The 24337-nt window shown below is 72.3% G+C and carries 14 protein-coding genes, 4 tRNA genes and 6 pseudogenes; 12 read left to right on the top strand and 12 right to left on the bottom strand.

Annotated features, from left to right (window positions below; translation table 11 throughout):
- Positions 1-213: 213 nt before the first annotated feature.
- Both DEJ15_RS10585 and DEJ15_RS10580 read right to left on the bottom strand, forming a co-directional pair.
- Positions 214-1248: a cellulose binding domain-containing protein gene (locus tag DEJ15_RS10585; protein WP_284174971.1), complete on the bottom strand. Its 1035-nt coding sequence runs from the start codon at positions 1246-1248 to the stop codon at positions 214-216.
- A gap of 123 nt (positions 1249-1371) precedes the next feature.
- On the bottom strand, positions 1372-1767 hold the full coding sequence (locus tag DEJ15_RS10580; RefSeq protein ID WP_284174970.1) for a glycosyltransferase: 396 nt from the start codon (positions 1765-1767) through the stop codon (positions 1372-1374).
- Positions 1768-2646: 879 nt separating this feature from the next.
- Here DEJ15_RS10580 and DEJ15_RS10575 point away from each other — a divergent pair.
- Positions 2647-3531, top strand: coding sequence for a UbiA family prenyltransferase (locus DEJ15_RS10575; RefSeq protein WP_349814693.1), 885 nt, complete (start codon positions 2647-2649; stop codon positions 3529-3531).
- Complete coding sequence (locus DEJ15_RS10570; protein WP_284174969.1) at positions 3528-4967, top strand: phytoene desaturase family protein; 1440 nt, start codon at positions 3528-3530, stop codon at positions 4965-4967. The genes DEJ15_RS10575 and DEJ15_RS10570 overlap by 4 nt, the downstream gene beginning before the upstream one ends.
- A gap of 22 nt (positions 4968-4989) precedes the next feature.
- Here the strand turns inward: DEJ15_RS10570 and DEJ15_RS10565 are convergent, their stop codons facing one another.
- Positions 4990-5682, bottom strand: a complete 693-nt coding sequence (locus DEJ15_RS10565) for an SGNH/GDSL hydrolase family protein (protein ID WP_181419541.1) — start codon at positions 5680-5682, stop codon at positions 4990-4992.
- Between the two features lie 148 nt (positions 5683-5830).
- Here DEJ15_RS10565 and DEJ15_RS10560 point away from each other — a divergent pair.
- From DEJ15_RS10560 to DEJ15_RS10550, 3 genes and pseudogenes are all read left to right on the top strand, one after another.
- Positions 5831-6869 (top strand): annotated as a pseudogene (locus tag DEJ15_RS10560) (LLM class flavin-dependent oxidoreductase).
- A 954-nt stretch (positions 6870-7823) separates the two neighbouring features.
- Positions 7824-8123 carry a hypothetical protein gene (locus DEJ15_RS10555; RefSeq protein WP_284174968.1) on the top strand — a complete coding sequence of 100 codons (300 nt, stop codon included), beginning with the start codon at positions 7824-7826 and terminating at the stop codon, positions 8121-8123.
- A 104-nt stretch (positions 8124-8227) separates the two neighbouring features.
- Entirely contained in the window at positions 8228-9079 is an 852-nt protein-coding gene (locus tag DEJ15_RS10550) for a hypothetical protein (RefSeq protein ID WP_284174967.1), read from the top strand.
- A 185-nt stretch (positions 9080-9264) separates the two neighbouring features.
- Here DEJ15_RS10550 and DEJ15_RS10545 read toward each other — a convergent pair.
- From DEJ15_RS10545 to DEJ15_RS10535, 3 genes are all read right to left on the bottom strand, one after another.
- Positions 9265-9339, bottom strand: a tRNA-Val gene (locus DEJ15_RS10545).
- Positions 9340-9362: 23 nt separating this feature from the next.
- Positions 9363-9436, bottom strand: a tRNA-Cys gene (locus tag DEJ15_RS10540).
- Between the two features lie 86 nt (positions 9437-9522).
- Positions 9523-9594: transfer RNA gene (locus DEJ15_RS10535), tRNA-Gly, on the bottom strand.
- A gap of 250 nt (positions 9595-9844) precedes the next feature.
- Between DEJ15_RS10535 and DEJ15_RS10530 the strand changes: the two genes are divergently transcribed.
- From DEJ15_RS10530 to DEJ15_RS10500, 7 genes and pseudogenes are all read left to right on the top strand, one after another.
- Positions 9845-9917: transfer RNA gene (locus tag DEJ15_RS10530), tRNA-Val, on the top strand.
- A gap of 348 nt (positions 9918-10265) precedes the next feature.
- Positions 10266-11552, top strand: a complete 1287-nt coding sequence (locus DEJ15_RS10525; RefSeq protein ID WP_284174966.1) for a DUF3375 family protein — start codon at positions 10266-10268, stop codon at positions 11550-11552.
- Positions 11549-13669, top strand: a complete 2121-nt coding sequence (locus tag DEJ15_RS10520) for a DUF4194 domain-containing protein (protein WP_284174965.1) — start codon at positions 11549-11551, stop codon at positions 13667-13669. Before DEJ15_RS10525 ends, DEJ15_RS10520 begins: the two co-directional genes overlap by 4 nt.
- A complete protein-coding gene (locus tag DEJ15_RS10515; protein WP_284174964.1) occupies positions 13557-15290 on the top strand; it encodes a hypothetical protein in 1734 nt (577 codons plus the stop codon). Before DEJ15_RS10520 ends, DEJ15_RS10515 begins: the two co-directional genes overlap by 113 nt.
- On the top strand, positions 15235-15729 hold the full coding sequence (locus tag DEJ15_RS10510) for an SbcC/MukB-like Walker B domain-containing protein (RefSeq protein WP_284174963.1): 495 nt from the start codon (positions 15235-15237) through the stop codon (positions 15727-15729). Before DEJ15_RS10515 ends, DEJ15_RS10510 begins: the two co-directional genes overlap by 56 nt.
- 68 nt (positions 15730-15797) lie before the next feature.
- Complete coding sequence (locus DEJ15_RS10505; RefSeq protein WP_146232858.1) at positions 15798-16136, top strand: hypothetical protein; 339 nt, start codon at positions 15798-15800, stop codon at positions 16134-16136.
- A gap of 345 nt (positions 16137-16481) precedes the next feature.
- Positions 16482-18622: pseudogene (locus DEJ15_RS10500) on the top strand (acyl-CoA dehydrogenase family protein).
- Positions 18623-18726: 104 nt separating this feature from the next.
- Here the strand turns inward: DEJ15_RS10500 and csrA are convergent.
- The 6 genes and pseudogenes from csrA to DEJ15_RS10470 all read right to left on the bottom strand — a co-directional run bounded on the left by csrA (position 18727) and on the right by DEJ15_RS10470 (position 24335).
- Positions 18727-18975, bottom strand: a complete 249-nt coding sequence (gene csrA, locus DEJ15_RS10495; protein WP_110824893.1) for a carbon storage regulator CsrA — start codon at positions 18973-18975, stop codon at positions 18727-18729.
- Positions 18976-19055: 80 nt separating this feature from the next.
- Entirely contained in the window at positions 19056-19949 is an 894-nt protein-coding gene (locus DEJ15_RS10490; RefSeq protein ID WP_284174962.1) for a hypothetical protein, read from the bottom strand.
- Between the two features lie 89 nt (positions 19950-20038).
- A pseudogene (locus tag DEJ15_RS10485) lies at positions 20039-22094 on the bottom strand (flagellar biosynthesis protein FlhA).
- Between the two features lie 237 nt (positions 22095-22331).
- Positions 22332-23216 (bottom strand): annotated as a pseudogene (locus DEJ15_RS10480) (EscU/YscU/HrcU family type III secretion system export apparatus switch protein); the annotation flags it as partial.
- A 79-nt stretch (positions 23217-23295) separates the two neighbouring features.
- Positions 23296-24059 (bottom strand): annotated as a pseudogene (locus tag DEJ15_RS10475) (flagellar biosynthetic protein FliR).
- Positions 24059-24335: pseudogene (locus DEJ15_RS10470) on the bottom strand (flagellar biosynthetic protein FliQ). The pseudogenes DEJ15_RS10475 and DEJ15_RS10470 overlap by 1 nt, the downstream one beginning before the upstream one ends.
- Between the last annotated feature and the right edge of the window lie 2 nt (positions 24336-24337).

Below are 24337 nucleotides of genomic sequence, written 5' to 3'. Positions count from 1 at the left end.
GTCTGCTGGAACGCGGCGATGTTCCCCGCGAAGTCCTGCGGGCCGCCGATCCGGTAGGCGTCGAAGCCGGCCCATGCGGGCGTGCAGGGGCTGCCGCCGTTGTCCGAGACGATGAAGGCGAGCGTGAATGCGCGGACGCCGGTCGCGGCCGCGGAGCTCCGGAGATCGGCGGTCGGCCAGAGGCCCATGTCGACGTACGGTGCGACCAGCGTGTCACCGACGTGCGGCGCGGGGAGCGGCATCGGAGCCGGCGCGGCCGGGGTCGGGACCTGGGTCGGTACCGGTGCCGGTGCCGGTACGGTCGGGCTGGGTGTCGGGGTCGGCGCGGACCCGGGCCCTGCCGTCGGGTCGGACTCGCTCGCGACCGTGCAGGCGACGTCCCGGCCCGCGGGGGAGTCCCACGATGCTGCAGCCCGTCGGCACCCGGCCCCCGCCGGGGGTCGAGATCGAGGTCAACCCGAAGGACGTCGCGGCGCTCGGGTCGAGGCCCCTGGCCCAGGACGGAGCGGTCGCGGTGAAGCCGTCGCTCGTGGTCGTCGCGGTGGCGTCCCAGATCTCGGCGACGCGCGCGGCGTACACGAACCGCACCTGCCAGGGGTCGAGGCGGACGGACGACCGGTTCGTGACGGTCACCGAGGACTGGGAGCCGGACGGCCACGCGTCGACGGTGCGCCAGCCGACGACGACGGAGCCGTCCTTGTGCGCGACGGGCGGTCCCGCGGTCGGCGTCGGAGTCGTCGAGGGCGTCGGGACCGGTGCCGCCGTCGGCACCGGGGTCGGGCCTCCCGTGCCGGGTGTCGCGGGACCGCCGTTCACCGAGCAGGGCACCGACGCCCCGACGACGGTGCACGCCGTGGGGACGCGCTTCGCGCCGGACACCTTGCGCGAGTCGACCCGGAACGTCGCCCGACCACCCGCGGCGAGGTCGACGCGTCGGGTGGGACCGGCGACGGTGAACGACCGGCTCGTGCTCGCGACCTTGCGGGCGTCGCGGATCACCACGGCCTTCGACTCGTACGACAGCAGGACACGCCACCCGCGCAGCTTCGCGGAGCCGCCGTTCGCGACCGTGACCGTGGAGCGGAAGCCGGTGCGCCAGCTCGACGTGTTCTCCCACGTGACGTCCACCCGGGCGGCGGTACCGGCGGCAGCCGACGTCACGCCGGGCACGGCGACGACCGCAGTGCTCACCACCGCGAGGAGGAGCGCTGCGGGCAGCACCTTCCGGAACCCTGAGCGCAGACGCATCGCGGTCGCCTCCCGTCGGAGCGTGTCGGTCCCCCCTGCGGGCCGACGTCTTCACCCGGGGGGTATCGGCGGCTCGTCGCGGCTCGTCAGTGTCGGGGACGGTCCTCCACCGGAACCGGGGTGTCAGAGCGACTCGAGCACGTCGAGCGCCCGCTGCACCCCGTGCTCCCGCCGCATGATCCGGCCCACGTCGGTCGCACGCTCCCGGCGGGACGAGGCGTCGAGCATCGCCGGCACGAGGGTGCTCGCGGACAGGCGGCGCAGTGGGATCGGAGCGGCGGCCATCCCCTGTCGATGCAGCTGGGCAGCCCAGAACGGCTGGTCGGCGGTGACGGGGACGACGACGGCGGGGACGCCAGCTCGGGCGACGGCGTGTGAGGTGCCCGCTCCGCCGTGGTGCACGGCGAGCGACGCGCCCGGCAGCACGGCGTCGAACGGTGCCGACCGCACCGCCAGCACATCCGGGCCGTGGCACTCGGGAGGCAGCGCCAGTCCACCCCACCCGGTGACGAGCAGCACCCGCAGCCCGTGGGCGCGGGCCGCCGAGACGACCGCGCCTCCCCGAGCAGCTGCGTCCCCCCCTCGCCATCGAGCCGAACGAGGCGACGACGTAGGGGCCGCCCGTCAGGAAGGCGCTGACGACGCGGTCCGGGCTCGCGGTCCCGGCCTCGTCGTACCAGGCCCCCGTCTGGTGCACCCGTTCCGGCCAGTCGTCGGGCCGCGGCAGCAACTCCGGGCTCACGGCCATGAGGGTCGCACGTGACGGCGACCGTCGGGCGGGACGACGACCGTCCGGCAGCCCGGCAGCGGCGTGCGCCACGTCGGCGTCGAAGAACCGTGCAACGGTGCGCGGTACGGCGTAGGTGGACCGGTTGTGAGCGCCGAGGTCGCGCGTGGCCGTCGGGCCACCGGCGGCGGGGAAGCGCTCACTCGGGGTGGCCACCGGCGCGAACTCCACCAGCACGCGGGGCACGGCGAGCGAGTCCGCCACCATCGGCGCGCTGAGGACGAGCGGGTGGTGCACCACCACGTCGGGGCCGAACGCGACCGTCTCCCGCACCGCGGCCGCGAACATCCGACGCATCGCGGGCCGCACCTCCGCACGCAGGTGGTGCGCGAGAGCCCAGGGCGTCCGACCAGCCGGGCGGAGCACCCGCTGCACGTCCAGACCGAGGGCCACGGTCTCCACCCCCCTCGGGCGCGGGCGCGTCGTCGGGCAGGGCGAGCCGGACCTCGTGACCGCGGGACGCGGCGAGTCGCGCCAGGGCTGCGAACGGCTCCACGTCGCCCCGGGTGCCGGCGGTCAGCAGCATCATGCGCATCCCCCCCAGTCTGGCCGGGACGCCGCTGACCGAGGTCGAGGCGGGCCGGGTACGCTCGGTCGCGTGACTGACGGCAGTGAGCGGGTGTCGCGCACAGCACCGTCGGAGATCGGCGCGGCCGTGCGCCGACTGGTCCACATCTCGCGCCCCGTGCTCTGGATCAACACCATCGGCTCCGGGCTCGTCGCCGTGTGGCTCACCGGCGCGCTGTTCGACGTGCGGGCACTGCCGGTCATCCTGTGGCTCACCCTGCCGTTCAACCTGCTCATCTACGGCGTCAACGACATCTACGACCAGGACACGGACGCGGCCAACCCCCCGCAAGGGCTCCATCGAGGGTGCCAGGATCCGACAGTCCGAGGTGCGACTCATCGCCTGGGCGGTCGCGGTCGTCAACGTCCCGTTCCTCGTCGGCTTCCTCCTGACGCTGCCGCTCCTCGCGAACGCGGCGATCCTGCTCTACGTCGGCGTGTTCGTCTTCTACTCGGCGCCGCCGCTGCGCTTCAAGGCGCGGCCGTTCCTCGACTCGCTGAGCAACGCCGCCTACGCACTGCCACTCGTCATCGTGCCCGCGGCCCTCGCGGTGACGCCGGTCTGGCCCGCGGCCATCGGTCTGATGGCCTGGAGCGTGGCGAAGCACGCCTTCGATGCGGTCCAGGACATCGTCGAGGACCGTGACGCGGGCATCGCCACCACCGCAGTGCGGCTCGGCGCGCGCGGCACGGCTCTCTGGAGCGGGGCCTGGTGGATCGTCTCGACGGCGCTGTTCGCCGTGGTGAGCGTGCCGGTGGCCGCCGTCAACCTCCTGATCGCCGGCATCCTCGTGGTGCGCCTGTTCCGGGACCCGACGCCGGAGACCGGGCACCGCCTCTACCGTCTGTCGGTCGCCTTCCCGTACATCGCCGGGTCGTTCGCCGGCGTACTGCTCATGGTCTGGATCGTGCTGGGAGGTGCCTCGTGAGCCGCATAGTCGTCGTCGGCGGCGGGATCGGCGGCCTCACCGCCGCCGCGCTGCTCGCGCACGCCGGCCACCGCGTCACCCTGCTCGAGGCCTCCACCGAGCTCGGCGGCAAGAGCCGACGCATCCAGCTGGGCGAGGACCGCATCGACACCGGGCCGTCGTTGATGACGTTCCCGGCGGTGTGGGACGAGCTGCTTCGACGGCTCGGCAACGGCGGGCCCGCCGCCGACCGCGCCCGCGACGCCGGGCACCTCGACCTGGTGCGGATGCCGGAGGTGGGCCGCTACTTCTTCAACGACGACGAGACCTCCCTGCCGGTGGCCCCCCGGTCACCCCTGGTACGCCGCCTGGCGACGGTTCTCCGACCTGCACGCACCCCTCGCGGACGACGTGACCGAGTTGCTGCTCGCCGACCCCCCTCGACCGAGCCGCCCTCCCCCGCTCTCCGGAGACTGTTGGCCGTCTACGGCTCCCGCCTCACCACGCGCGCGTACCTCGACGGCCTCCCCTGGCTGCCCGACGGGCTGCGCGAGGTGATCGCGATCCACACCCTCAACGCTGGCGTGTCGCCCGCACGCACGCCGGCCCTCTACGCGAGCATGCCGGCGATCATGGCGGAGACCGGGGCATGGGTGCCGCGCGGTGGCGTCTACGAGATCGTGCTCGCGCTGGGTCGGCTGGCCGAGGCGGCCGGGGTCGACGTCCGCACCGGCGAGGCCGTCACCCGCATCGAGCGTGGATCGGTCACGACCGATGTGGGTCGTCACCCCGCCGACCTCGTCGTCAGCGCCCTGGACGCCGATCGGCTCACCACGCTGATGGGTCCGTCGCGGGTCCCCACGCTCCCCCCGTCTGCGCCCCCCGCGCCCTCTCCTGCTCGGCCATCGCCCTGTACGGCGTGCTGCGGGAGGAACTGCCGGCGGACCTCGCCACGCACAGCGTGGTGCTGCCGACGAAGCCCGCCGCGCTCCACCGCAGCCTCGAGGCGGGCGACGAGCCGGCGGAGACCATGGTGTTCGTCAACCAGTACCGCGCGGGCGAGGTCTACCCGAACCCGCGCAGCACCGTCGGCATCCTGCTCACCGCCCCCCGCCGACGGCGGTCACTACACGGCCGAGCACCCGTTCGTGCGGCGCGAGGTCGACCGCGTCTCACGCGCGATGGGGCTCGACCGGCCGATCACCGACCTCATCGACGAGCAGACGGTGCTCGATCCGCAGTACTACGGCGGCGGCGGCGAACCACACGGCGCGCTGTACGGCGCGGCGCGTCCGCCGTGGCTCAGCGGGCCGTTCCACCGTCCCTCGTACAACGACCCCTGGCGGCCGTGGCTGTGGCGCGTCGGCGCGTCGGTGCACCCTGGCGGCGGTGTCCCCGCCGTGGTGGGCGGCGCGATGATCGCGGTGAACCGGCTGCTGAAGTCGACCCCGGTCTGACACGGGGGGCGTCAGACGGGCCCTACGGCTTCGCGCCGACGACCGCCTGCGTGATCGCGACCGTCATGCGCGGTCCGAGGTACCGCTTCGCCGTCGCGACGCTCGGGTGCACGCCGTCGCCCTTCCCGGTGCCGGCGACCCAGCCGTTGTCGATGCGGCGCACGGACGAGAACGGGTCCACCCATCCCCATCCACGCGAGGACGCGTACTCCTGCAGGGACCGGTTCAGGACGAAGCCCTGCGCGCGTCGGTCGACGTGGTTGCCCGCCTGGTCCGTGACGTCGCACGGCGGGATCGCCGCGACGACCACGTGCCGTGCGCGCACCTTCCCGACGATCGTGCTGATGTTCTTCCGCACGGTCGACGGACCGACCCTGGTCCGGACGTCACCGACGCCGACCATGACGACGAGGACGTCGGCGTCCTGCCGCGTGACCCGGTCCGCCACCGTCGCCGAGGTGTCGCCGCCCCGCCCGACGCCGCCGACGGACGTCGCGCGGCTCGTCGACACGTACTTCGTCCACGACCAGGTGTTCGACGCCTGTGTGACGCTGTCGCCGGCGAACGTGAACGACACCGGAGCGGTGGCACGGGCGGCCGCCGGCGTGGCGTCGGGTGCGGTCCCGTTCGGGAGGACCGCCACCGTCGCGACCGTGGCGCTGACGAGGACGGCGGAGAGGAGCCCGAGGAGACGGGGCGGAACCGATCGGGGCACGGTGGAGAACCTAGCGGATGCCGGCACCCCGCGGTCGCGTCAGCCCGCGGTCGCCTCACCCTGGCGCGGACCACGTCGGGTCTGCTGGGGCGCCGCGGTCATCCCGTCGGCCTGCCCCGTGGTGGCACCCGTCTGGGACGATCAGAGCATGCCCACTGACGGACGACCCCTCGCACGCCTCGGCTTCCTGACCATCGGGACCTTCGACCCGGCCCGCCCCGCTGCCGGTCACGAGGACACGCTCCGCGTCATCGAACGCGCCGAGGCGCTCGGCCTCGACAGCGCGTGGCTCCGGCACCGGCACCTGCAGCACGGCGTCTCCTCCCCCCGTCGCGGTGATGGCGGCCGCGTCGCAGCGCACCAGCCGCATCGCGCTCGGGACGGCCGTCACCCCGATCGGCGCGGAGAACCCGTTCCGTCTCGCCGAGGACCTCGCCACCGTGGACGTGCTCCTCGACGGACGACTCAACCCGGGCTTCTCCGTCGGGACCCCGATGAACTTCGACCTCTACCGCGAGGCGATCTACCCGGACACCGCCGAGCACGAGGACCTCGGCAACGCCCGGCTCCTGCGCTTCCGGGACCTCGTGCGCGGCGACGCGGTCGTCCCCGTCGCCGAGCGGCGCGGGTTCGAGGAGTTCGCCACCGGAGTCCAGCCGCACAGTCCGGGGCTCGTCGACCGGCTCTGGTACGGCACGGGCAGCACGGCGTCCGCGGTCTGGGCGGCCCGCAACGGGTTCCACCTGCTCACCTCGAGCGTCACGCGGAGCGAGATCGGGACCGACTTCGCCGCGAACCAGCGCGCCCAGGTCGACGCCTACCTCGACGCACACCCCGACCCGAGCACCGCGCGCGTCTCCCAGGGCCTCGTGGTGATCCCGACGGACACCGCCACACGGGAGCAGGAGGCGCGGTACCGGGCCTACGCCGAACGCCGCGCCGGCCGTGTCGGTGTCCCGACGGGTCCGGCGGGACTGTTGTTCGCCGCGGACCTCGTCGGCTCGTCGGTCGAGATCGCGGACCGGCTCCGCGCCGACGCGGGGTACCAGGTCGCCACCGAGGTCGCGTTCGCACTGCCGTTCTCCTTCGAGCCCGACGAGTACGCGCAGATCGTCTCGGACATCGCCGAGCGACTCGGGCCGGAACTCGGGTGGGCGCCGCACGACAGCGAGTCCAGCCAGTCCTGAGAACGACGAAGAGTCCCGTTTCCCGGGGACTCGTTGACGGCCTCGACCAGTGCTTTCCCTGACGTCAGCCCACGGTCGGCATGCGTTCCGGTTCGACGGATTCCACCCGCTCATCTGTCCAGTACGACGACGACGGGTCACCAGTCGGCCCAACAGACGTCAGCGGCGCCGGAGTCACCGTCTGTCCTCCACTGTCACCAGCGGACGTGCCGTTGCCGCACCCGCTAAGCAAGACAGCAGCAGCGGAAACCACTCCCACCGTGAGCAGCCGTCGCAGCATCATCAGCCGATCTCGTTGTCCATGCTCGGCACGTCGTTTCCGTCCGGAGTCATGTTCGGAGCCGACGTCCCACTCACAGTACGCCTCGACGTCATCCCGGCGGGGCGAGCAGGCCGGAATCGAACTCCAGGGTTCTGCTTGACTGGGCAGCATCGAGCGGGATTCCGGACGTCGTGCCGCATCTGCCGCCCGACGAGCACGCCACGAAGCACAGGGGGGACCACCGATGGCCACACTCACCACCCGGGAACGAGACCGCCGCGCCAACCGGTACCTCCTCGGGACCATCGCCGTCGTCGCGGTCATCACCTCGGCCGTCCTGCACCGGCCGGTGCTGAGCAGCGATCCAGTGGCGTTCTGGTTGCCGACGGCGGCCGGGCTCGCGTACGGATCCGGGTTGTGGTTCCTCGGCGCGCGGCGAGACTCCAAGTGGCTGTCGAACCTGACCTGGGCCGGATGGCTCGTCGTCTTCTGGGTCCTGCTCTGGACGAAGGTCGTCTCCGGCCCGGCGTGGTTCTTGGCCGTCATTGCCGGCGGCCTCGCGGTGACGGCTGCGTTCCCCCCGGAAGACCAAGCCGTCGAAGGTGGACAAGGTGCCGCTGGCGGCAGCGAAGCCGTGGTCAGGGTCCGATGTCACCGCAGAGCCAACCACCCACACGTTCGGACGCCGCACCGTGCCCGCAGTCACCATCACCACCCGGGACGGCGCCACCCGCTTCCGTGTCTCCGAACTCGCAGGGTTCTTCGACAAGGAGACGGACACGGTGGAGTCCATCCCGGGAGAGCGGCTGACGTTCCTCACCCGGGTCGGCGTCGCAGCGCCCGATTCCGTCATCGGCGAGGCGACAGCTGGTCTGCCAGACGACACCCTCGTGCTCATCGACGAGAAGGACGATTCCCGCCCGGCCGCAGTGATCGTCGACGAGGACATCGTGACGTTCGAACACTGGGTCCGCACACTGCCGGAGGGCTGACCGATGGCGCTCGGCGGTCGGTGCGCTTCGGTACGGTCGACTCGTGACGGGGGGAAGCAGCGAGTGTGGTGCGTGGTGAGCGCCCGGTGACGGTCCGCGGGAGCATGATCACGCCGATCGCGTGGACGGCCCTCTCTGCAGGCGTGTTCGCGATGGGGCTCTGGCTGGCGTGGAGCCGCGACGTGTTCGGGGCAGCTGTGTTCACCCATGTGTGGACGAGCGGGATGCTGCTCCTCGTCGGCACGTTGGCGCTCGTGTTGTCTGTCAGCGCGCTGTTCGCCGGGGTGCGGGTGTTCCCGGACCGGCTCGAGGTGACCCGTGGGATCTTCCGGACGCAGGTCATCAGGCCCGGTGAGCTCGTCCACTTCCGCGCCTCGGGGAAGGGCAACACCGTCATCAGTGGTGTGACCGCTCGCGGGCGCGGATTCACGACGGACCGCTACCACCGTCACCACGACGTGCTCGTCGGATGGTTGGAACAGAACGCGGCCGAGCCGTGGGCGGAGTTCTCCGACTTCTTCAGCAAGCTCACCGTCCAGACACGACCTCGGCCGGTGTACCACCTGTTCACGATGGTGCTCATCGTCGGCTTCTTCATCGTCTCGCTGCTGATGTTCCCCGGCTTGTGGGTCGCTGTCGCCTACGACGACGCACACAAACAGCAGGTGACGTGCACCATCACCGCGGCTGAAGCCGTGACGGTGTCGAACCGCTCGACGAGAGGCATCGGCTCGTCCCACCCGGCTGTCGCAATCGACACGTCCGAATGCGGTCCGCTGACACTGTCCCGCGGCGTCGACTCCGAGAATCAGGACGCCGTCGCCCGCACGCTGAACCGGACGGAGGGCCCGCACGTCTTCACGGTCGGCGGCGGCTCGTTCTGGTTCCGAACGCACACCCCGTGGCTCCGCTTCGTGCCGGCACCGACGATCTACAGCGTCGACGGGGTCGGCTGAGTTCGGGGAGCGTGACCGTCCTGCACCTGCACCTGCACCTGCTCCGAAGCCGGCTCGGACGACGTCCGCAGGAGCGGATGGCGGGCCATCATCACCAGCCCCGTGCGTGCTCCGTGCCGAGCACCGAGCATGCGCCGGCTGTCGAGAACGACGAAAGCCCCCGGTCTCCCGGGGGGCTTTCGTCCTGGTGGGCGATACTGGGATCGAACCAGTGACCTCTTCCGTGTCAGGGAAGCGCGCTACCGCTGCGCCAATCGCCCAGATGAGTTCTGCCGGAGCGGACTGGAGGTGGGGACGGGATTCGAACCCGCGTGGACGGCTTTGCAGGCCGCTGCCTCGCCTCTCGGCCACCCCACCATCAAGGTCCACGTCTGGCGTAGTACCCGATCGGTGGGATACCTCTTCTGGAGAGTTGCTGTCTTCCGGAGAAGACAGGCACCTCGAGCGGATGACGAGATTCGAACTCGCGACCCTCACCTTGGCAAGGTGATGCGCTACCACTGCGCCACATCCGCATGGTCTGACCTGAGTCACACCGGTGTTGTCCGACCCGCTCTCGCGGCGACTCGTAAACTGTACCCAGATCACGCTGTTTCTCCAAAACCGGTTCCGTCCACCGGGCGTGTCCCCCCGGAGCGGTGCGGATCGGCGGGGCCTCCACGGGCCTCCCGGCCGGTCTGGCCGTGAGCGACGCGCGCGACCGGCGACGAGTGTTCGGAGCACGGCCCGACATCCGCTACTATCGATCCGCACGCAAGTGCAGGGGGGCGATTGGCGCAGTTGGTAGCGCGCTTCGTTCACACCGAAGAGGTCATCAGTTCGAGTCTGGTATCGCCCACGTGCCCTCCAGGGCCGGAAGAACACCCCGAAGAGCCCGACGCAACCGCGTCGGGCTCTTCGCATCCCACGACCTCTTCGCATCCCGCGACCCGTCCGACCACCAGGGGCACCATGACCGACGTCGACCTCGAGTTCGCCAGGGTCAGGCAGGTGCTCGACCGGCCGACGCTCCGACTGATGTCGCGTCCGACGAGCGCGGCCGTGGTCTCGGTCTTCCGCACGGTGTTCGACCGTGACGTGCAGTACGTCCCTGCCGAGCGGATGCACCTGCAGGTCGAGGAGCACGTCGCCCGCCTGCAGGCGACCGGTGCGCGGGTGCCGGCGAGCGACTCCCCCCGAGGGCGAGGTGTCCCGGCCCAACGGTCGGTCCCTCTGCCGCGAGTGGGTGGCCGCACAGTGGCTGGTGCGCTCGAACTCCTCGGACGGCGACGAGCAGTACAGCCTGACGAGCCACGCCCTCGAGGCGCTCAGCCTGATCGACGCCCTGTCCGCCGAGCGGGCCCTCATCAGCGAGAGCCGTCTCGCGATGATCGTCGACGCCGTGCACCGCTGGGCGGACCGGGCCGAACCGGACCGGGACGCCCAGGTGCGACGCCTGGACGCGCAGATCGCCGAACTCCAGGCCGAGCGCGACCGTCTCGCCCGCGGCGACGAGGTGGTCACGGTCGACGAGGACCGGATGCGTGACGGCTACGCGAACATCACCGACCTCATCCGGCAGCTGCCGAGCGACTTCAAGCGGGTCGAGGAGGCGGTGGCGACCATGCACCGCGAGATCGTCGAGGACTTCCGGCAGGAGGTCCGCCCGATCGGCGAGATCCTCGACGACTACCTCGCGCGCACGGACAACCTGATGGAGTCGACGCCGGAGGGCCGGGCGTTCCAGGGCGCGTTCGAGCTCCTCCGCGACGACGCCCTGCTCCTGCGGCTCCGCGACGACATCACCACGATCCTCGAGCACCCGTTCGCCGCCTCGCTCAGTCCGACCGAGCGCCGGACCTTCCGCGGCACGGTCGGCATCCTCCGGCAGGGCATCGAGGACGTCCTCGCCCAGCGTCGGATGCTCACCGCGACGCTCCGTGACCAGATCGTCGCCCACGACGTGGTGCGGGACCGCGAGCTCGACGCGGTGCTCCGCTCGGTGAACCGCGGCCTGGCGGCGTGGATGGACGTCAGTTCCGCCCGGGACCGCGTCCCGCTCGGCCTGCTGCCCCCGTCCGCCGCCGTCGGCACGCTGCGTGAGAAGTTCTACGACCCGGACGCCGAGTCGGTGCCGCCGCCGATCGAGGAGCCGGACGACGACGTCTTCGAGGAGATCGACGTCGAGTCGCTGCGCCGCCACGGCGGCCCGCTCCTCGCCGAGCTCCGGTCGGTCCTCGACGCCTCCACCGCCGGATCGAGCGTCGGGGCGTTCCACGAGCTGCCACCCGACCAGCGTCGTCCCGTCGAGCTCTTCGGGCTCGCGCACCTGCTCACCGGACACGACGACTTCGAGGCCGGCACCGAGACCGCACCGCACCGCACGGTGCGGCCGGACGGCGGACCAGTCACCTTCCACATGCCGACCGCCGCACTGCCCCACCGGGGCCGGACGGCACACCCCGACGACGAACCCGGCCAGGAGGCACGGTGACCGACACGACACCAGCACCCGTCGACGACGAGGTCGCGTTCGAGGACGCCTCCGGCGTGTTCGTCGACGAGCTCGCCGAGCGCGACGAGAGCACGTTCGCCCTCTTCGAGGGTGACGAGGGCCGACTCGACGAACCGCAGCGTCGGGCCCTGGTCGCGCTGCTCCGGCACCCGTACGTGAGCGCCCGGACGCACGTCGACGAGTGGCGTGCGGTCCTCGACGCGGAGCACCAGCTCCGCTCCCGCCTCAACGACCTGTTCCTCGAACTCCACGTCGACCGCGACCGCGAGGTGGCCTTCAAGCGGCAGGCCCGATCGGAGAGCACCCGTCGTGGCTTCCCGACCCTGCTCCGCGACGCGCCGTACACGCGCGAGGAGACGATCGTCCTCGTCTACCTGCGGATGCGTCTGCGCGCCGACGCCCGTCCTGGGCCCGACCAGGTCGTCGTCGACCGGTCCGAGATCCTCGGGCACGTGTCCGGCTTCCGCCCCGCGACCGCGACCGACCGCACCCGTGACGAGGCCCGCGTCGCCAAGGCCATCGAGCGCCTGGTCACGGCTCGGGTGTTGTTGAAGACCACCGACCCGGACCGCTTCCGGGTCGCGAGCGTCGTCGAGGTGTTGCTCCCGCTGGAGCGTCTCGTCGAGCTCGAAACCTGGCTGCGGACCGCGGCCACCGGCGGCGGTGAGCCGACCGACGGGGCCGGGACGAGCCTCCCGGCCGGTCCGACGGGGGGCGGACGTCAGCGGCGACGGCGACGTCGAGACCGACGCCGGCACGGACGCCGACGACAACGAGGAGGACCGCGCGTGAGCACCGTCGACGTCGACACCACCGGGATCCCCGCGCTGTTCGACACCGTCGCCCAGTGGCGGGCCGAGTCCATGCAGGTCGTCAACTGGGGCGGCTTCCAGGGCCACCGTCACGTCGAACTGTCCGGCACGGCGACGCTCATCTCCGGCGCGTCCGGGACCGGCAAGTCGACGCTCATGGACGCGTACCTGGCGGTGATGATGCCGTCCGACGTGCCGTTCAACGGTGCCTCGAACGACGCGACGACGGGACGCGCCCGCAGCGCCGACCAGCGCAACCTGCTGACGTACCTGCGCGGGAAGGTCGACACCCGCCGCGACCCGGAGACGGGTGCGCTGCAGGACGTCACCCTGCGCGGCGAGGAGCAGACCACGTGGGGCGCGGTCGCGGTCACGTTCCGGAACGACGACGAGCGCCGCTTCACGGTCCTGCGCGCGTACATCGTGCCGCGTCGTGCCCGGGGCGTCGCCGACATCCAGATGACCATGGCGACGGTCGACGACGTGTTCGACCTGCGGCGGCTCGAGGACTTCGTGCCCTCCCGGTTCGCGCACCTGGAACTCACCGGGCGGATCCCGGGGCTCGTCATCCGCGACACGTACCAGGAGCTCGCGTACACGCTGCAGACGCGCCTGGGCATCGGTGACTCCGGTGGCGGCAACCGGGCGATGCGTCTCCTCGCCCGGATCCAGGCCGGGCAGCACATGCCGACCGTCGACGCGCTCTACAAGTCCCTGGTGCTCGAGACGCCCGGCACCTACGAGGCAGCCGACCGTGCCCTCGCCCACTTCGCGGCGCTCGACGAGGCCTACGAGGCGATGGACACCGAGGAACGCAAGGTCCGCATCCTCTCCCCCCATCACCGACCTGCACGACGAGATCGAGCGGTCCCGGGCCGCGGCCGCAGCGCTCGACGGCATCGCCACCGGCGCCGACGTCTCGCCGTTCGCGCACTGGACGGCGTCGCGGAAGCGCGAACTGCTCGACCTCGAGGTCGAGCGGAACGCCCGCGAGCGGACCGCCACACGCGCCGAGGTCGAGGCGGCGTCCGCCCGGCACGCCGCCGTGGAGGTCGAGCTCCGCGACGCCGAGGCGCGGCTCCGGGACTCCGGCGGCAACGCACTCGCACAGCTCGAGGACCGCATCGACCGCGGGACCCGCGAGCGTGCCGCCGTCGCCCGCTCCCGCGAGGTGTTCGACGAGCGCACCGCACCCCTCGACGAACCGGTCACCACCGAGTCGGCGTTCACCGAGGCGCAGCGGGCGAGCCACGAGTTCCTCGGCACCTACGCCGCACGACGTGACGAGCTCGACGCCCGGCGTGACGCCCTGACCCGTGAGGAGTACCCGCTCCTCGACCGCGAACGGACCCTGCGCCAGGAGCGCCGGTCGCTCGAGCACCGCCAGGGCGCCATGCCGCTGCCGATGCACGAGGCTCGGGTCGCGATGGCCCGGGCCGCCGGACTCGACCCGGCGGACGTGCCGTTCGTCGCCGAGCTCCTCGACGTGCTGCCGGCCGAGGAGCAGTGGCGCACCGCGATCGAGTCCGTGCTCGCCCCGGTCGCCCGGACCCTGCTCGTCGACGAGGACCGGCTGGACGACTTCAGCGCCGCCATCGACGGCCTCCGTCTGCCCGTGCGTGTGCAGTTCGAGGGCGTGCCGCTCGGCCCGCACCTGGACCTGCCCGGCGACCGCGCCATGGTGTCCGGGAAGCTCGCGATCAAGGCCTCGCCGTTCAGCACGTGGGTGCGGGAGCGCATCGAGTCCGACCGGATCGACGCCCGCTGCGTCGCCGACGCCGCCGAGCTCGGCGGCGGCGGCCGTCGGGTGACCGTGTCCGGCCAGCTCCGCGACGGCCGTCGCGGTGCACACGGCGACCGACGCCAGGCGAACGTCATCGGGTTCACGAACGAGTCGCGGGTCCGTGCCGTGGAGACCGAGCTCGCCGAGATCGCGGCGGACCTGACGGCCCTGGAGGCCCGGCGCACCGACGTCGCGCAGGACCTCGCCGCACTCGACGTGCTCCGGGCAGCGCACCAGCACCGCGTCGACGTCACGTGGGACGCCGTCGACGTCGCCGGTGCCGACGCCGCCCTCGCCCGCCTCGAGGAGGAGCGCCACGCGCTGCTCGCCGCCGACGACGGCCTGCGGACGCTCCGCGAGTCCGTCGCCCGCCTGCGCGCCGCGCTCGACGAGGCCGCCGACCGACGGTCCGCCGCGCGGCTCGGCGTGAAGCGCCTGGAGGAACGGCACGCCGTGCTCGTGGACGGCCAGGACGCGGCCGCCGAGATCCTCGAACGGTTCGCCGACGCACCGGACCGGCTGCCGGACGAACAGCAGGAACGCCTGCTCGCCGAGGCGTTCGACGAGGTCGGCGCCCCCCGACGGGGTGGACGGGTTCGACGACGCGACCAGACGTCTCCGCCGTCGCCTCGAGGAGCGACTCGCACAGGCGCTCGACGGCGCCGCGACGGCGTCGGTGGCGCTCACCACGACGTTCGAGCGGTACCAGGACGCCTGGCCGGACCCGAACCTGGGGACCGGGGTGGCCTCGTACCCGGACTACCGCGCGATCCTCGACCAGATCGTCGCCACGGGCCTCCACGCCCGGCGGAGCGAGTGGCGCCGTCGGCTGTCACAGTGGAGCGGCGAGGACCTCGTCCCGCTCTCCGGCGCGTTCGACCGCGCCGTCGTGGAGATCGAGGAGCGGCTCGAACCCGTGAACGAGATCCTCCGCGACCTGCCGTTCGGGGCGAACCGCGACCGGCTGAAGATCGTCATCCGCCGCGTCACCCGCGAGGACGTGACGCAGTTCCGCAAGGAGCTCCGCGCGCTGTCGGCCTCGGTCGACGCCGAACTGACCGACGACGTGCTCGAGACCCGCTTCCGGCGACTGCGGCGGTTCATGGGCGTCATCCGGCGTGACCCGGAAGCACCCCGAGGCCGGACGACGCAGCGCGACGCCGTGCTCGACGTCCGGCGGCACATGGAGATCACCGCGGTGCGCTACGACGTCGAGGGCAACGACCTGGGCGTGTACTCGTCCCTCGGCGACAAGTCCGGCGGTGAGACGCAGGAGCTCGTCGCGTTCATCGTGGGCGCGGCCCTGCGGTACCAGCTCGGTGACGAGACCCGGCCCCGGCCCCGGTTCGCCCCGGTGTTCCTCGACGAGGCGTTCATCAAGGCGGACTCGGAGTTCGCCGGTCGTGCGGTGACGGCATGGCTCCGGCTCGGCTTCCAGCTCGTCGTCAGCGCGCCGCTCGACAAGGTCACGGCGCTCGAGCCGTCCATGGAGCGCCTGCTCTCGATGCGGAAGCACCCGGACACCGGGTACTCGTCCGTGACCGAGATCCGGCGGGCCTGACCGAGGTCCGGCGGGGTCGGCGCAGGTCCGGCGGGCTCCTCCGGGGCACGCGGCGGTAGGGTCGTCGCGTGTTCGGACGTCGTGAACCCCGCCCCGCTGCCCCTGACGCGTCCGGCGTGCCGGACCTGCCCGTGCTCGGCATCGGAGCCGTCGTGCGGGTCGTGCCGTCGGACCGGGGCGAGCAGTGGGCGGACGAGCCGATCGGGCTCATCGTCGCGCCGGGCGGCGCCCAGCTCGCCGGGTACGCGGGCGCAGGGGTCCGGGTGGCGTGGGTCGTCGAGTTCGACGAGCCCGCGTACACGACGGACGGCCGCGGCCCCTTCGAGCGCGCGACCGTCCAGAGTCGTCAGTTGGTCCCGGTCCCGATGGACCCGGTGACCGAGCCGGTGGACGCCGGAGCGTCCTGACCGGTCAGCAGGATCAGTACTCCTCGGAGCCGGCCTTCATCATCGCGGCGGCCGCCATGCAGGTGCCCACACCACCGATGACGCCGATGCCGATGATGATGCCTGCGATGAGCTCGAGCATGGGGTGACTCCTCGTGGTCCGGGGCCGGTGTGGCTGCGTCAAGGCTACCGGACGCCGGACGCCGGGCGTTGGAGGGTTCCCACCATCGGGACGAGGCGACGCCGGGTGGTGTTTGTGGGGCGGCACGGCGGTCATGTCATGCGCAACACGGGTGCTTACGCTGGTGAGGTCGGACCGCCGTGGCAGTGGCGCGGTCCGGAACCGCGCAGTCCAGGAGGCACCCGATGGTCGACACCGCACCGAGCCGCACCAGCAGCACCAGCGCCGGCAGCACGATCCGCACCAGCACCGGTGGGGTCAGCGCGCCGAAGGCCGACGCGACCGGGGACACCGCAGCCGGGACGCCCGCGGGCGGCACCGACACCGACGTCCGCATCGACGTCGACCTGCTCGCCGAGCACCTGCTGGGCCGCTGGGCCGAGGACCGCCGCATCTCCCGCCGTCTCGTCCGCGACCCCGCGCTGCACAAGATCGAGGGGCAGCCCCTCGCCGAGCACCGTGCGCGCACGCTCGAGCAGCTGCGGATCCTCGTCGACGCCGGCGCGATCCAGCGTCCGTACCCGCCGGAGTTCGGCGGCCAGGACAACCACGGCGGGAACCTGGCGGCGTTCGAGGAGCTCACCGTCGCGGACCCGTCGCTGCAGATCAAGGCCGGGGTGCAGTGGGGTCTGTTCGGCTCCGCGGTGCACCACCTCGGCACCGAGCGCAACCACCGCGAGTTCCTGCCCGGCATCATCGAGTTCGACGTGCCCGGGTGCTTCGCGATGACCGAGACCGGCCACGGTTCGGACGTCCAGAACATCGCCACGAGCGCGACCTACGACCCGGAGACGCAGGAGTTCGTCGTGCACACGCCGTTCCGCGGTGCGTGGAAGGACTACATCGGCAACGCCGCCCTGCACGGCAAGGCCGCCGTCGTGTTCGCCAAGCTCGTCACCCGGGGCGTCGACCACGGCGTGCACGCCTTCTACGTCCCCCCTGCGCGACGACGAGGGTGCCTTCCTGCCCGGCGTCGGCGGCGAGGACGACGGCGTCAAGGGCGGCCTGAACGGGATCGACAACGGCCGGCTCTGGTTCGACCGCGTCCGGGTCCCGCGCACGAACCTGCTCAACCGCTACGGCGACGTCGCCGAGGACGGCACGTACTCCTCCCCGATCGACTCTCCCGGGCGCCGCTTCTTCACGATGCTCGGCACCCTGGTGCAGGGACGGGTCTCCCTCGACGGCGCCGCGGTCGTGGCGCAGAAGATCGGGCTGCAGATCGCCCTGACCTACGCCATGGAGCGCCGTCAGTTCCCGACCGGCGACGGCCAGGAGGGGGGTCCTGCTCGACTACGGCCGCCACCAGCGCCGGCTCATCCCCCCGCCTGGCGACGGTGTTCGCCCAGTCGTTCGCCCACGAGAAGCTGCTGCAGACGTTCGACGACGTCTTCAGCGGCCGGCAGGACACCCCGGAGCGCCGGGAGGACCTCGAGACGCAGGCTGCGGCCTTCAAGGCCATGTCGACCTGGTCAGCCCTCGACACGCTGCAGGAGTGCCGGGAGGCGACCGGCGGTGCGGGCTTCCTCGCCGAGAACCGGATCACGGGCCTCCGTGCCGACCTCGACGTCTACGTGACGTTCGAGGGCGACAACACGGTGCTCCTCCAGCTCGTCGGCAAGCGTCTGCTCACGGACTTCCGCAAGGCCGCGCCGCGCGACGCGGCGTCGACGGCGAAGTTCGTCGCCGCGCAGGTCGGGTCGAAGCTGGCGGACGCGACCGGTCTGCGCCGACTCGGGCAGACGGTGTCCGACCGAGGGTCCCTCGCGGCTTCGGTCGCGGACCTGCAGGACCCGGAGACGCAGCGCGCCCTGCTCGTCGGTCGGGTCGAGACGATGGTCACCGAGATCGGCATGCGCCTCCGCACCGCCGGTAAGGACCGCGCCCGCGCCGCCGTGCTGCTGAACCGCTCGCAGCACGAGTTGATCGAGGCGTCGAAGGCGCACGCGGAACTCATGCAGTGGGAGGCGTTCACCGAGGCGATCGACGACGTCCCCCCCGGGCGACACCCGCACGGTTCTCGTCTGGCTCCGCGACCTGTTCGCGCTCGGGCTCGTCGAGCAGCACCTGGACTGGCACCTGCTGCACGGGCGGATCTCGGCGCAGCGGGCCCGGGCCGTGTCGGCGTACGTGGACCGGCTGGTCGCTCGACTCCGTCCGGTGGTGCCGCAGCTCATCGCGTCCTTCGGGTACGAGCCGTCGCACGTGCGCTCCCCCCATCGCGAGCGGTGCGGAGCAGGCACGACAGGACGAAGCCCGCGCGTGGTACGAGGCCGAGCGCGCCGCCGGACGGCTGCCGGAGCAGGAGAAGAAGCCCCGCCCCTGATCGCCGGACCCGGCCGGAGGTCGCCGATCAAGCCGCTCGGCTCGATGCCGAGCAGGTCGAGCCGCTGGGCTTGATCCGGAGGGTCTGACCGACGCCGTCGCCCGTCAGCCGACGGGCGGACGGGGGGCGCCGAGCGCTGCGCGCAGCCGCGCCTCGGCGTCGTCGTCGGCTCCGGCAGCGGCGGCGACGTTCGCCTCGGCCACGGCACGGACGACCTCTTCGCGCTGGATCTTCACACCGCGGGGCGCGTCGATGCCGATGCGGACGCCGTCGCCCCGGGAGTCGAGCACCGTGATGACGATGTCGTCACCGATGAGGATCCGCTCGCCGACCTTGCGCGTGAGTACCAGCACCCGGCAAGCCTAGCGACTCCGCGTCGCCGCCCCCCGTCCGGGACACGGCCCGGTGCCATCGGCGGCCCGAGGACGGGCGGTCAGAGCGTCCGGACGGGCAGACCGAGCAGGTACACGCTGTCCGGCGTCGCGGTCTCCTCGGTGCCGATCGCGAGCACACCGGCGAGCGGCACCGGAGCGTCCGCCACCGCGGCGAGCATCGCGAGGGCGTCCTCGTGCTTGCGCCCGGCGTCGACCACGACCCAGACCTGGTCGGGTGCGAGCGAGGTGGTCGTCGCCACGTCGGTCCACGCCGCGACCGCGAGCAGCGCCACGCCGTCCCGCACCGCGTCGGCGCGCGCGAGGATCCCGCTGCGTCGGTCGGACGCCGGTGTCGCCCGCAGACCGTGCCGACTGGCGAAGACCCCGGCGGCGGCGTCGACGTCGGCCGCCCGACCGACGAGGAGCACGAGGTCGCCGTCGGCCGAGCAGACCGCGGGTGCGGGGGTCCGGACGGGCGCGGGAGCCGCGGCCGCGGGCAGCTCGGGACGCAGGTCGGCCCACGGGTCCGCGGCCGACGGGTCTGCGACCCACGGGTCGGGGGCCCTCGGGTCCGCGTCCGGGCCTCCCGTCACGGCGGACGCGACCGATGTGGTCGACGCACCGGGCGCGGCGGACGCCGCCCCGGACGGGACGTCCTGGAGGCTCGGCTCGGCCGGCACGGGACCGGCGACGGCCCGGCGCGGCGGGGCCAGTCCGTCGGCCGTGAAGCCGTCGAGCACCGAGGCGAAGGCGTCGGCCCGGGTGGTGGAGGTCCCGTCGGTGTCCGCGATCCGGGCCTCGGCCGCCTCGGCGTCGGCGAGGAGCGCTGCGATGCCGATCCGCCTGGCGGGTGACGCGGCGATCGTGACGCGGGCCGTCGGCGGGTCGAGGGGGGTCCGGGAACTCGACCGTCGCCTCGACGTGCGCCCGGCGGAACAGTCCGGCGACCCCACCGGTCGTCACCCGCTCGGCGGCGACGATGCGGGCCGCGGGTCCGAACTCGGCGAGGACCGCGGCACGGACCTCGTCGAGCGTGGCGCCGCTACGCTGCGATCGGATCGGCGGCACGGACCACTCCCACGGTCTCGATGGTGGACCCCGCTGCCGTGGCCTCCTGGTACGAGAGCACGGGCAGGCCGTTGGCCTGCGCGGACACCATGCGGTGCACGGCCGGGCGGAGTTGCGGGGCACAGACCAGGACGGCGGAGAGCCCCTGCTCCTCGACGGCGCGGACCGAGTCCCGCACGGAACCGAGCACCTGCTCGATCCGGTGCGCGTCGAGGAGGATCTGGGTCCCCTGCTCGGAGGGACGGAGCCCCTCGAGCATCGCCTGTTCGAGCACCGGGTCGATCATGATCACACGGAGCACGGCGCCGTCCAGGTGGCGGGCGGCGAGGGCCGGACCGAGCGCGGCCCGCGCGGACTCGACGAGACCCTCCGGGTCGGTGGAGACCTTCGCACGGAGGGTCAGCGCCTCGCAGATGCGCCCGAGGTCGTTGATCGGCACGCGCTCGGCGAGCAGGCCCTGCAGCACGCGCTGGAGTTCGGCCATCGAGAGCATGCCGGGGACGAGTTCCTCGACCGCAGCGGGGTTCACCTGTTTGACGCCCTCCGCGAGCACCTTGACGTCCTCGCGGGTGAGCAGACGAGCGGCGTTGTCGCCGATCACGGCCTGCAGGTGCGTGACGAGCACGGAGACCCGGTCGATCACGGTCGCGCCGGTCATCTCGGCGGCGTGCCGGAGTTCCGCGGGCACCCACTTGCCGGCCAGTCCGAACACCGGCTCGACGGTGGGGTCGCCCGGCAGGCCGTCGAGCTGCTCGCCGAGGGCCAGCACGCTCCGCGCGGGGGCGGTGCCACGGCCGGCCTCGACGCCGGCGATGCGGATCGCGTAGGTCGACGGCGGCAGGTCGATGCTGTCCCGGGTGCGGACCGGCGGCACGACGATGCCCATGTCGACGGCGATCTTCCGGCGGAGGGCCCGGACCCGGCCGAGCAGGTCGTCGGACGCGCCGGAGACCATGTCGACGAGGTCCGGCGCCAGGAGGATCTCCAGCGCGTGCACGCGCATTTGCTCGAGCAGGTCCTCGGGGGGTGTCGCTCGGGGGTGCTGCGGCCGCGATGGCCTGCTGCTCGGCAGCCGTCGCTGCGGCACGCTTGGCGTTCTGGCCGATCCGCCACCCGGTGAAGAGGAGAGCCGCGCCGATCAGCAGGAAGGGCAGGATCGGCATGCCGGGGATGAACCCCATCGCGATCGCCGCCGCACCGGCGATCATCAGCGCGGTGCGGGACTGCGAGAGCTGGTCGGACGCCGACGTGCCGATGTCGGACTCGGCGCCCGAGCGGGTGACGATCATGCCGGTCGACACGGCCATGAGGAGCGCCGGGATCTGGGACACGAGGCCGTCGCCGATGGTGAGGATGCCGTAGTGCGACAGCGCGTCGGTGATCGACATGCCGTTCTGCAGCATGCCGATGGCGATCCCGCCGACCAGGTTGATGACGAGGATCAGGATGCCGGCGATCGCGTCGCCCTTGACGAACTTCGACGCACCGTCCATCGCGCCGTAGAAGTCGGCCTCGGCGGACACCGCCGCGCGGCGCTCCTTCGCCTGGACGTCCGTGATGAGCCCGGCGTTGAGGTCCGCGTCGATCGCCATCTGCTTGCCCGGCATGGCGTCGAGGGTGAAGCGGGCGCCGACCTCGGCGACGCGCTCGGCGCCCTTCGTGACGACGACGAACTGGATCACCACGAGGATGAGGAAGATCACCGCGCCGATGATGACCGAGCCGGCGACGGCGACGTGCCCGAAGGCCTGGATGACGTCGCCCGCGAACCCCTGGGCGAGCACGAGGCGGGTCGAGGCGACGTTGAGCCCGAGCCGGAACAGCGTCGCGACGAGCAGCAGCGACGGGAACACCGAGAAGTCGAGCGGCTTCTTCACGAAGAGCGTCGTGAGCAGGATCACCAGCGCCAGCAGGATGTTGCAGATGATGAGGACGTCCAGCAGGAACGGCGGCACCGGCAGGATCAGCAGCAGGATGATGCCGACGATGAGCACCGGGACGGCGAACTTCGGCAGGTCGGCGCGCTTCATGCGGGGAGGGCCTCTCCGGGAGCGTGGTCGGTGGCGGGACGCGGTGTCCGGAGCTTGCGGGGGGCGGACGTCGCCGCTGAGCGTGGTCGGGTCGAGCACGGTGGCGACCTCCTCCGGGGTGGTGGGGCGGGGCGGGGTGTGCGTGCCGCTCGCGGCGCCGTGCGCGGCGAGCGTCATGACGAAGGACAGGACGCGGGCGACCGGGGTGTAGAGGTCGACCGGGATCTCCTGGCCGAGCTCGCACGCCGCGTGCAGCGCACGGGTGAGTGGGACGTCCCGCACCATCGGCACGCGCTCCTCCTCGGCCTTCTGCCGGATGGCGTCGGCGACCGGGCCGGCCCCCTTCGCGACGACCTTGGGTGCCGACTTGCCGGCCTCGTACTTGATCGCCACGGCGTAGTGCGTGGGGTTCGTCATCACGACGTCGGCGGTGCCGATGGCCGCGATCATCCGGTTGCGGCTGGCGGCGAGCTGTCGGGACCGGCGCTGCGACTTCACGAGCGGGTCGCCCTCGGCCTGCTTGTTCTCGTCCTTGACCTCGCGCTTCGTCATCATCGTGCGCTTGCGGTTCCGGCGGATGACGACGAACACGTCGAGGGCGGCGAGCACGAGTCCGGCGGCGACGGCGGCCTGCAGGAGGGTGCCCGCGCCGGCACCGGCCGCCTCGAGGACACTGGTCAGCGGCAGGGACCCGCTCGACATGAGGACGGGCACGAGTCCCTGCACCGCGAACCAGAGCACGAGGCCGACCACCGCGGTCTTCAGCAGTGCCTTGACGCCGTTCCACAGCGCCTGCGTCCCGAACACCCGCTTGAGGCCGGCGACGGGGTCGAAGTGGTCGGGCTCCGGCGTGAGCTTCTTGACGTGCACCCCGCCCTGCGCGACCGAGGTGGCGAGCACGGCGACCGCGACGACCCCGAGCATCGGACCGAGCGTCGCGCCGATCGAGCCGAGGGCCTCGTCGAACACGTGCCGCATGGTGCCGACGGTGGGGTCGGCGATGACGAGCGCGACGGCGCGCATCTGCTGCTGTCCGGCGGCCGACGCGTGCCCGATGAGCGAGGGGAACATCAGCGCGGCGGCGGCGATGCCGATCCAGGCGCTGAGGTCCTGCGACCGGCCGAGCTGCCCCTTCCGGCGCACCTCGCGCATCCGCTTCGCGGTCGCTTGTTCGGAGCGTTCTCCGCTGTCCGACATGCCGTCACCCCCTGCCCGTGATGGCCTGCACGGCGTCGCCGGTGAGGGACGACACGACACTCGGCAGCGCCATGAACAGTGCGCCGGCGAACAGGACGGTGAGCCCGATCTTGATCGGGAAGCCCATCTGGAACGCGTTGAGGGCGGGGGGCGACACGCGTGAGCAGCCCGAGGCCGACGTCGGCCAGGAAGAGCACGACCACGAGCGGCCCGGCGATCTGCAGCGCGGCGAGGAACATCTGCCCGAAGGCCGCGACGAGCATCGGGGCGACGCCGTCGATCGGGAACCGTCCGTCCACGAGCGGGACCCCGTCGAACGAGCGGACGAGTCCCCCCGATGATGAGCTGGTACCCGCCGGAGGCGAACAGCAGCGCGAGGGACGCCATCTGGAACAGTCGGGTGAACTGCGCGCCGTTCACCTGCGACTGCGGGTCGAACGCCTGCGCCAGCGTGAAGCCGCCGAACAGGTCGATGAGGGCTCCGGCGGACTGCACCGCGGCGAAGACGAGGTACACCATGAAGCCGAGGACGAGGCCGACGAGCAGCTGCGTCACGAGCGCGACGAGGAAGGTCGCGGTGTCGAGTTGCTCGTAACCGGCGGTCACCTTCGGTGCGACGCCGATCGCGAGCCCCAGGCCGAGGATGACCTTCACCACGCCGGGGAACGCGCGGTAGGAGAACGGCGGGGCCACGACGAAGAACGCGACGAGCCGGACGCCGGCGAGCATCGTGCCCTCGAGCCGGGCCGCGTCGAACAGCAGCTCCATCAGCCGCTCCCGAGCAGCTTCGGGATCATGTCGAACGCCACGTGCGTGAACGCGACCATCTCGGAGATCATCCAGTTGCCGCAGACGACGAGCGCGACGGCGACGGCGAGGGCCTTCGGCACGAACGAGAGCGTGACCTCCTGGATCTGCGTCACGGACTGGAACAGCGAGATCGCGAACCCGACCACGAGCGAGGTGACGAGGACGGGCGCGGCGAGCTTCCCCCGCGACGAGGAGCGCCTGGAGGGTGAGGTCGATGACCGCCTGCTGGTTCACGG

Source organism: Curtobacterium sp. MCJR17_043 (genome assembly GCF_003224315.2).
GTDB lineage: Bacteria > Actinomycetota > Actinomycetes > Actinomycetales > Microbacteriaceae > Curtobacterium.
This window is presented reverse-complemented; position numbering and strand designations above follow the sequence as displayed.

Coding starts and splice junctions, on each gene's coding strand:
- DEJ15_RS10585 (WP_284174971.1), bottom strand. CDS start 1,248: ATGCGTCTGCGCTCAGGGTTCCGGAAGGTGCTGCCCGCAGCGCTCCTC.
- DEJ15_RS10550 (WP_284174967.1), top strand. CDS start 8,228: ATGATCACGCCGATCGCGTGGACGGCCCTCTCTGCAGGCGTGTTCGCG.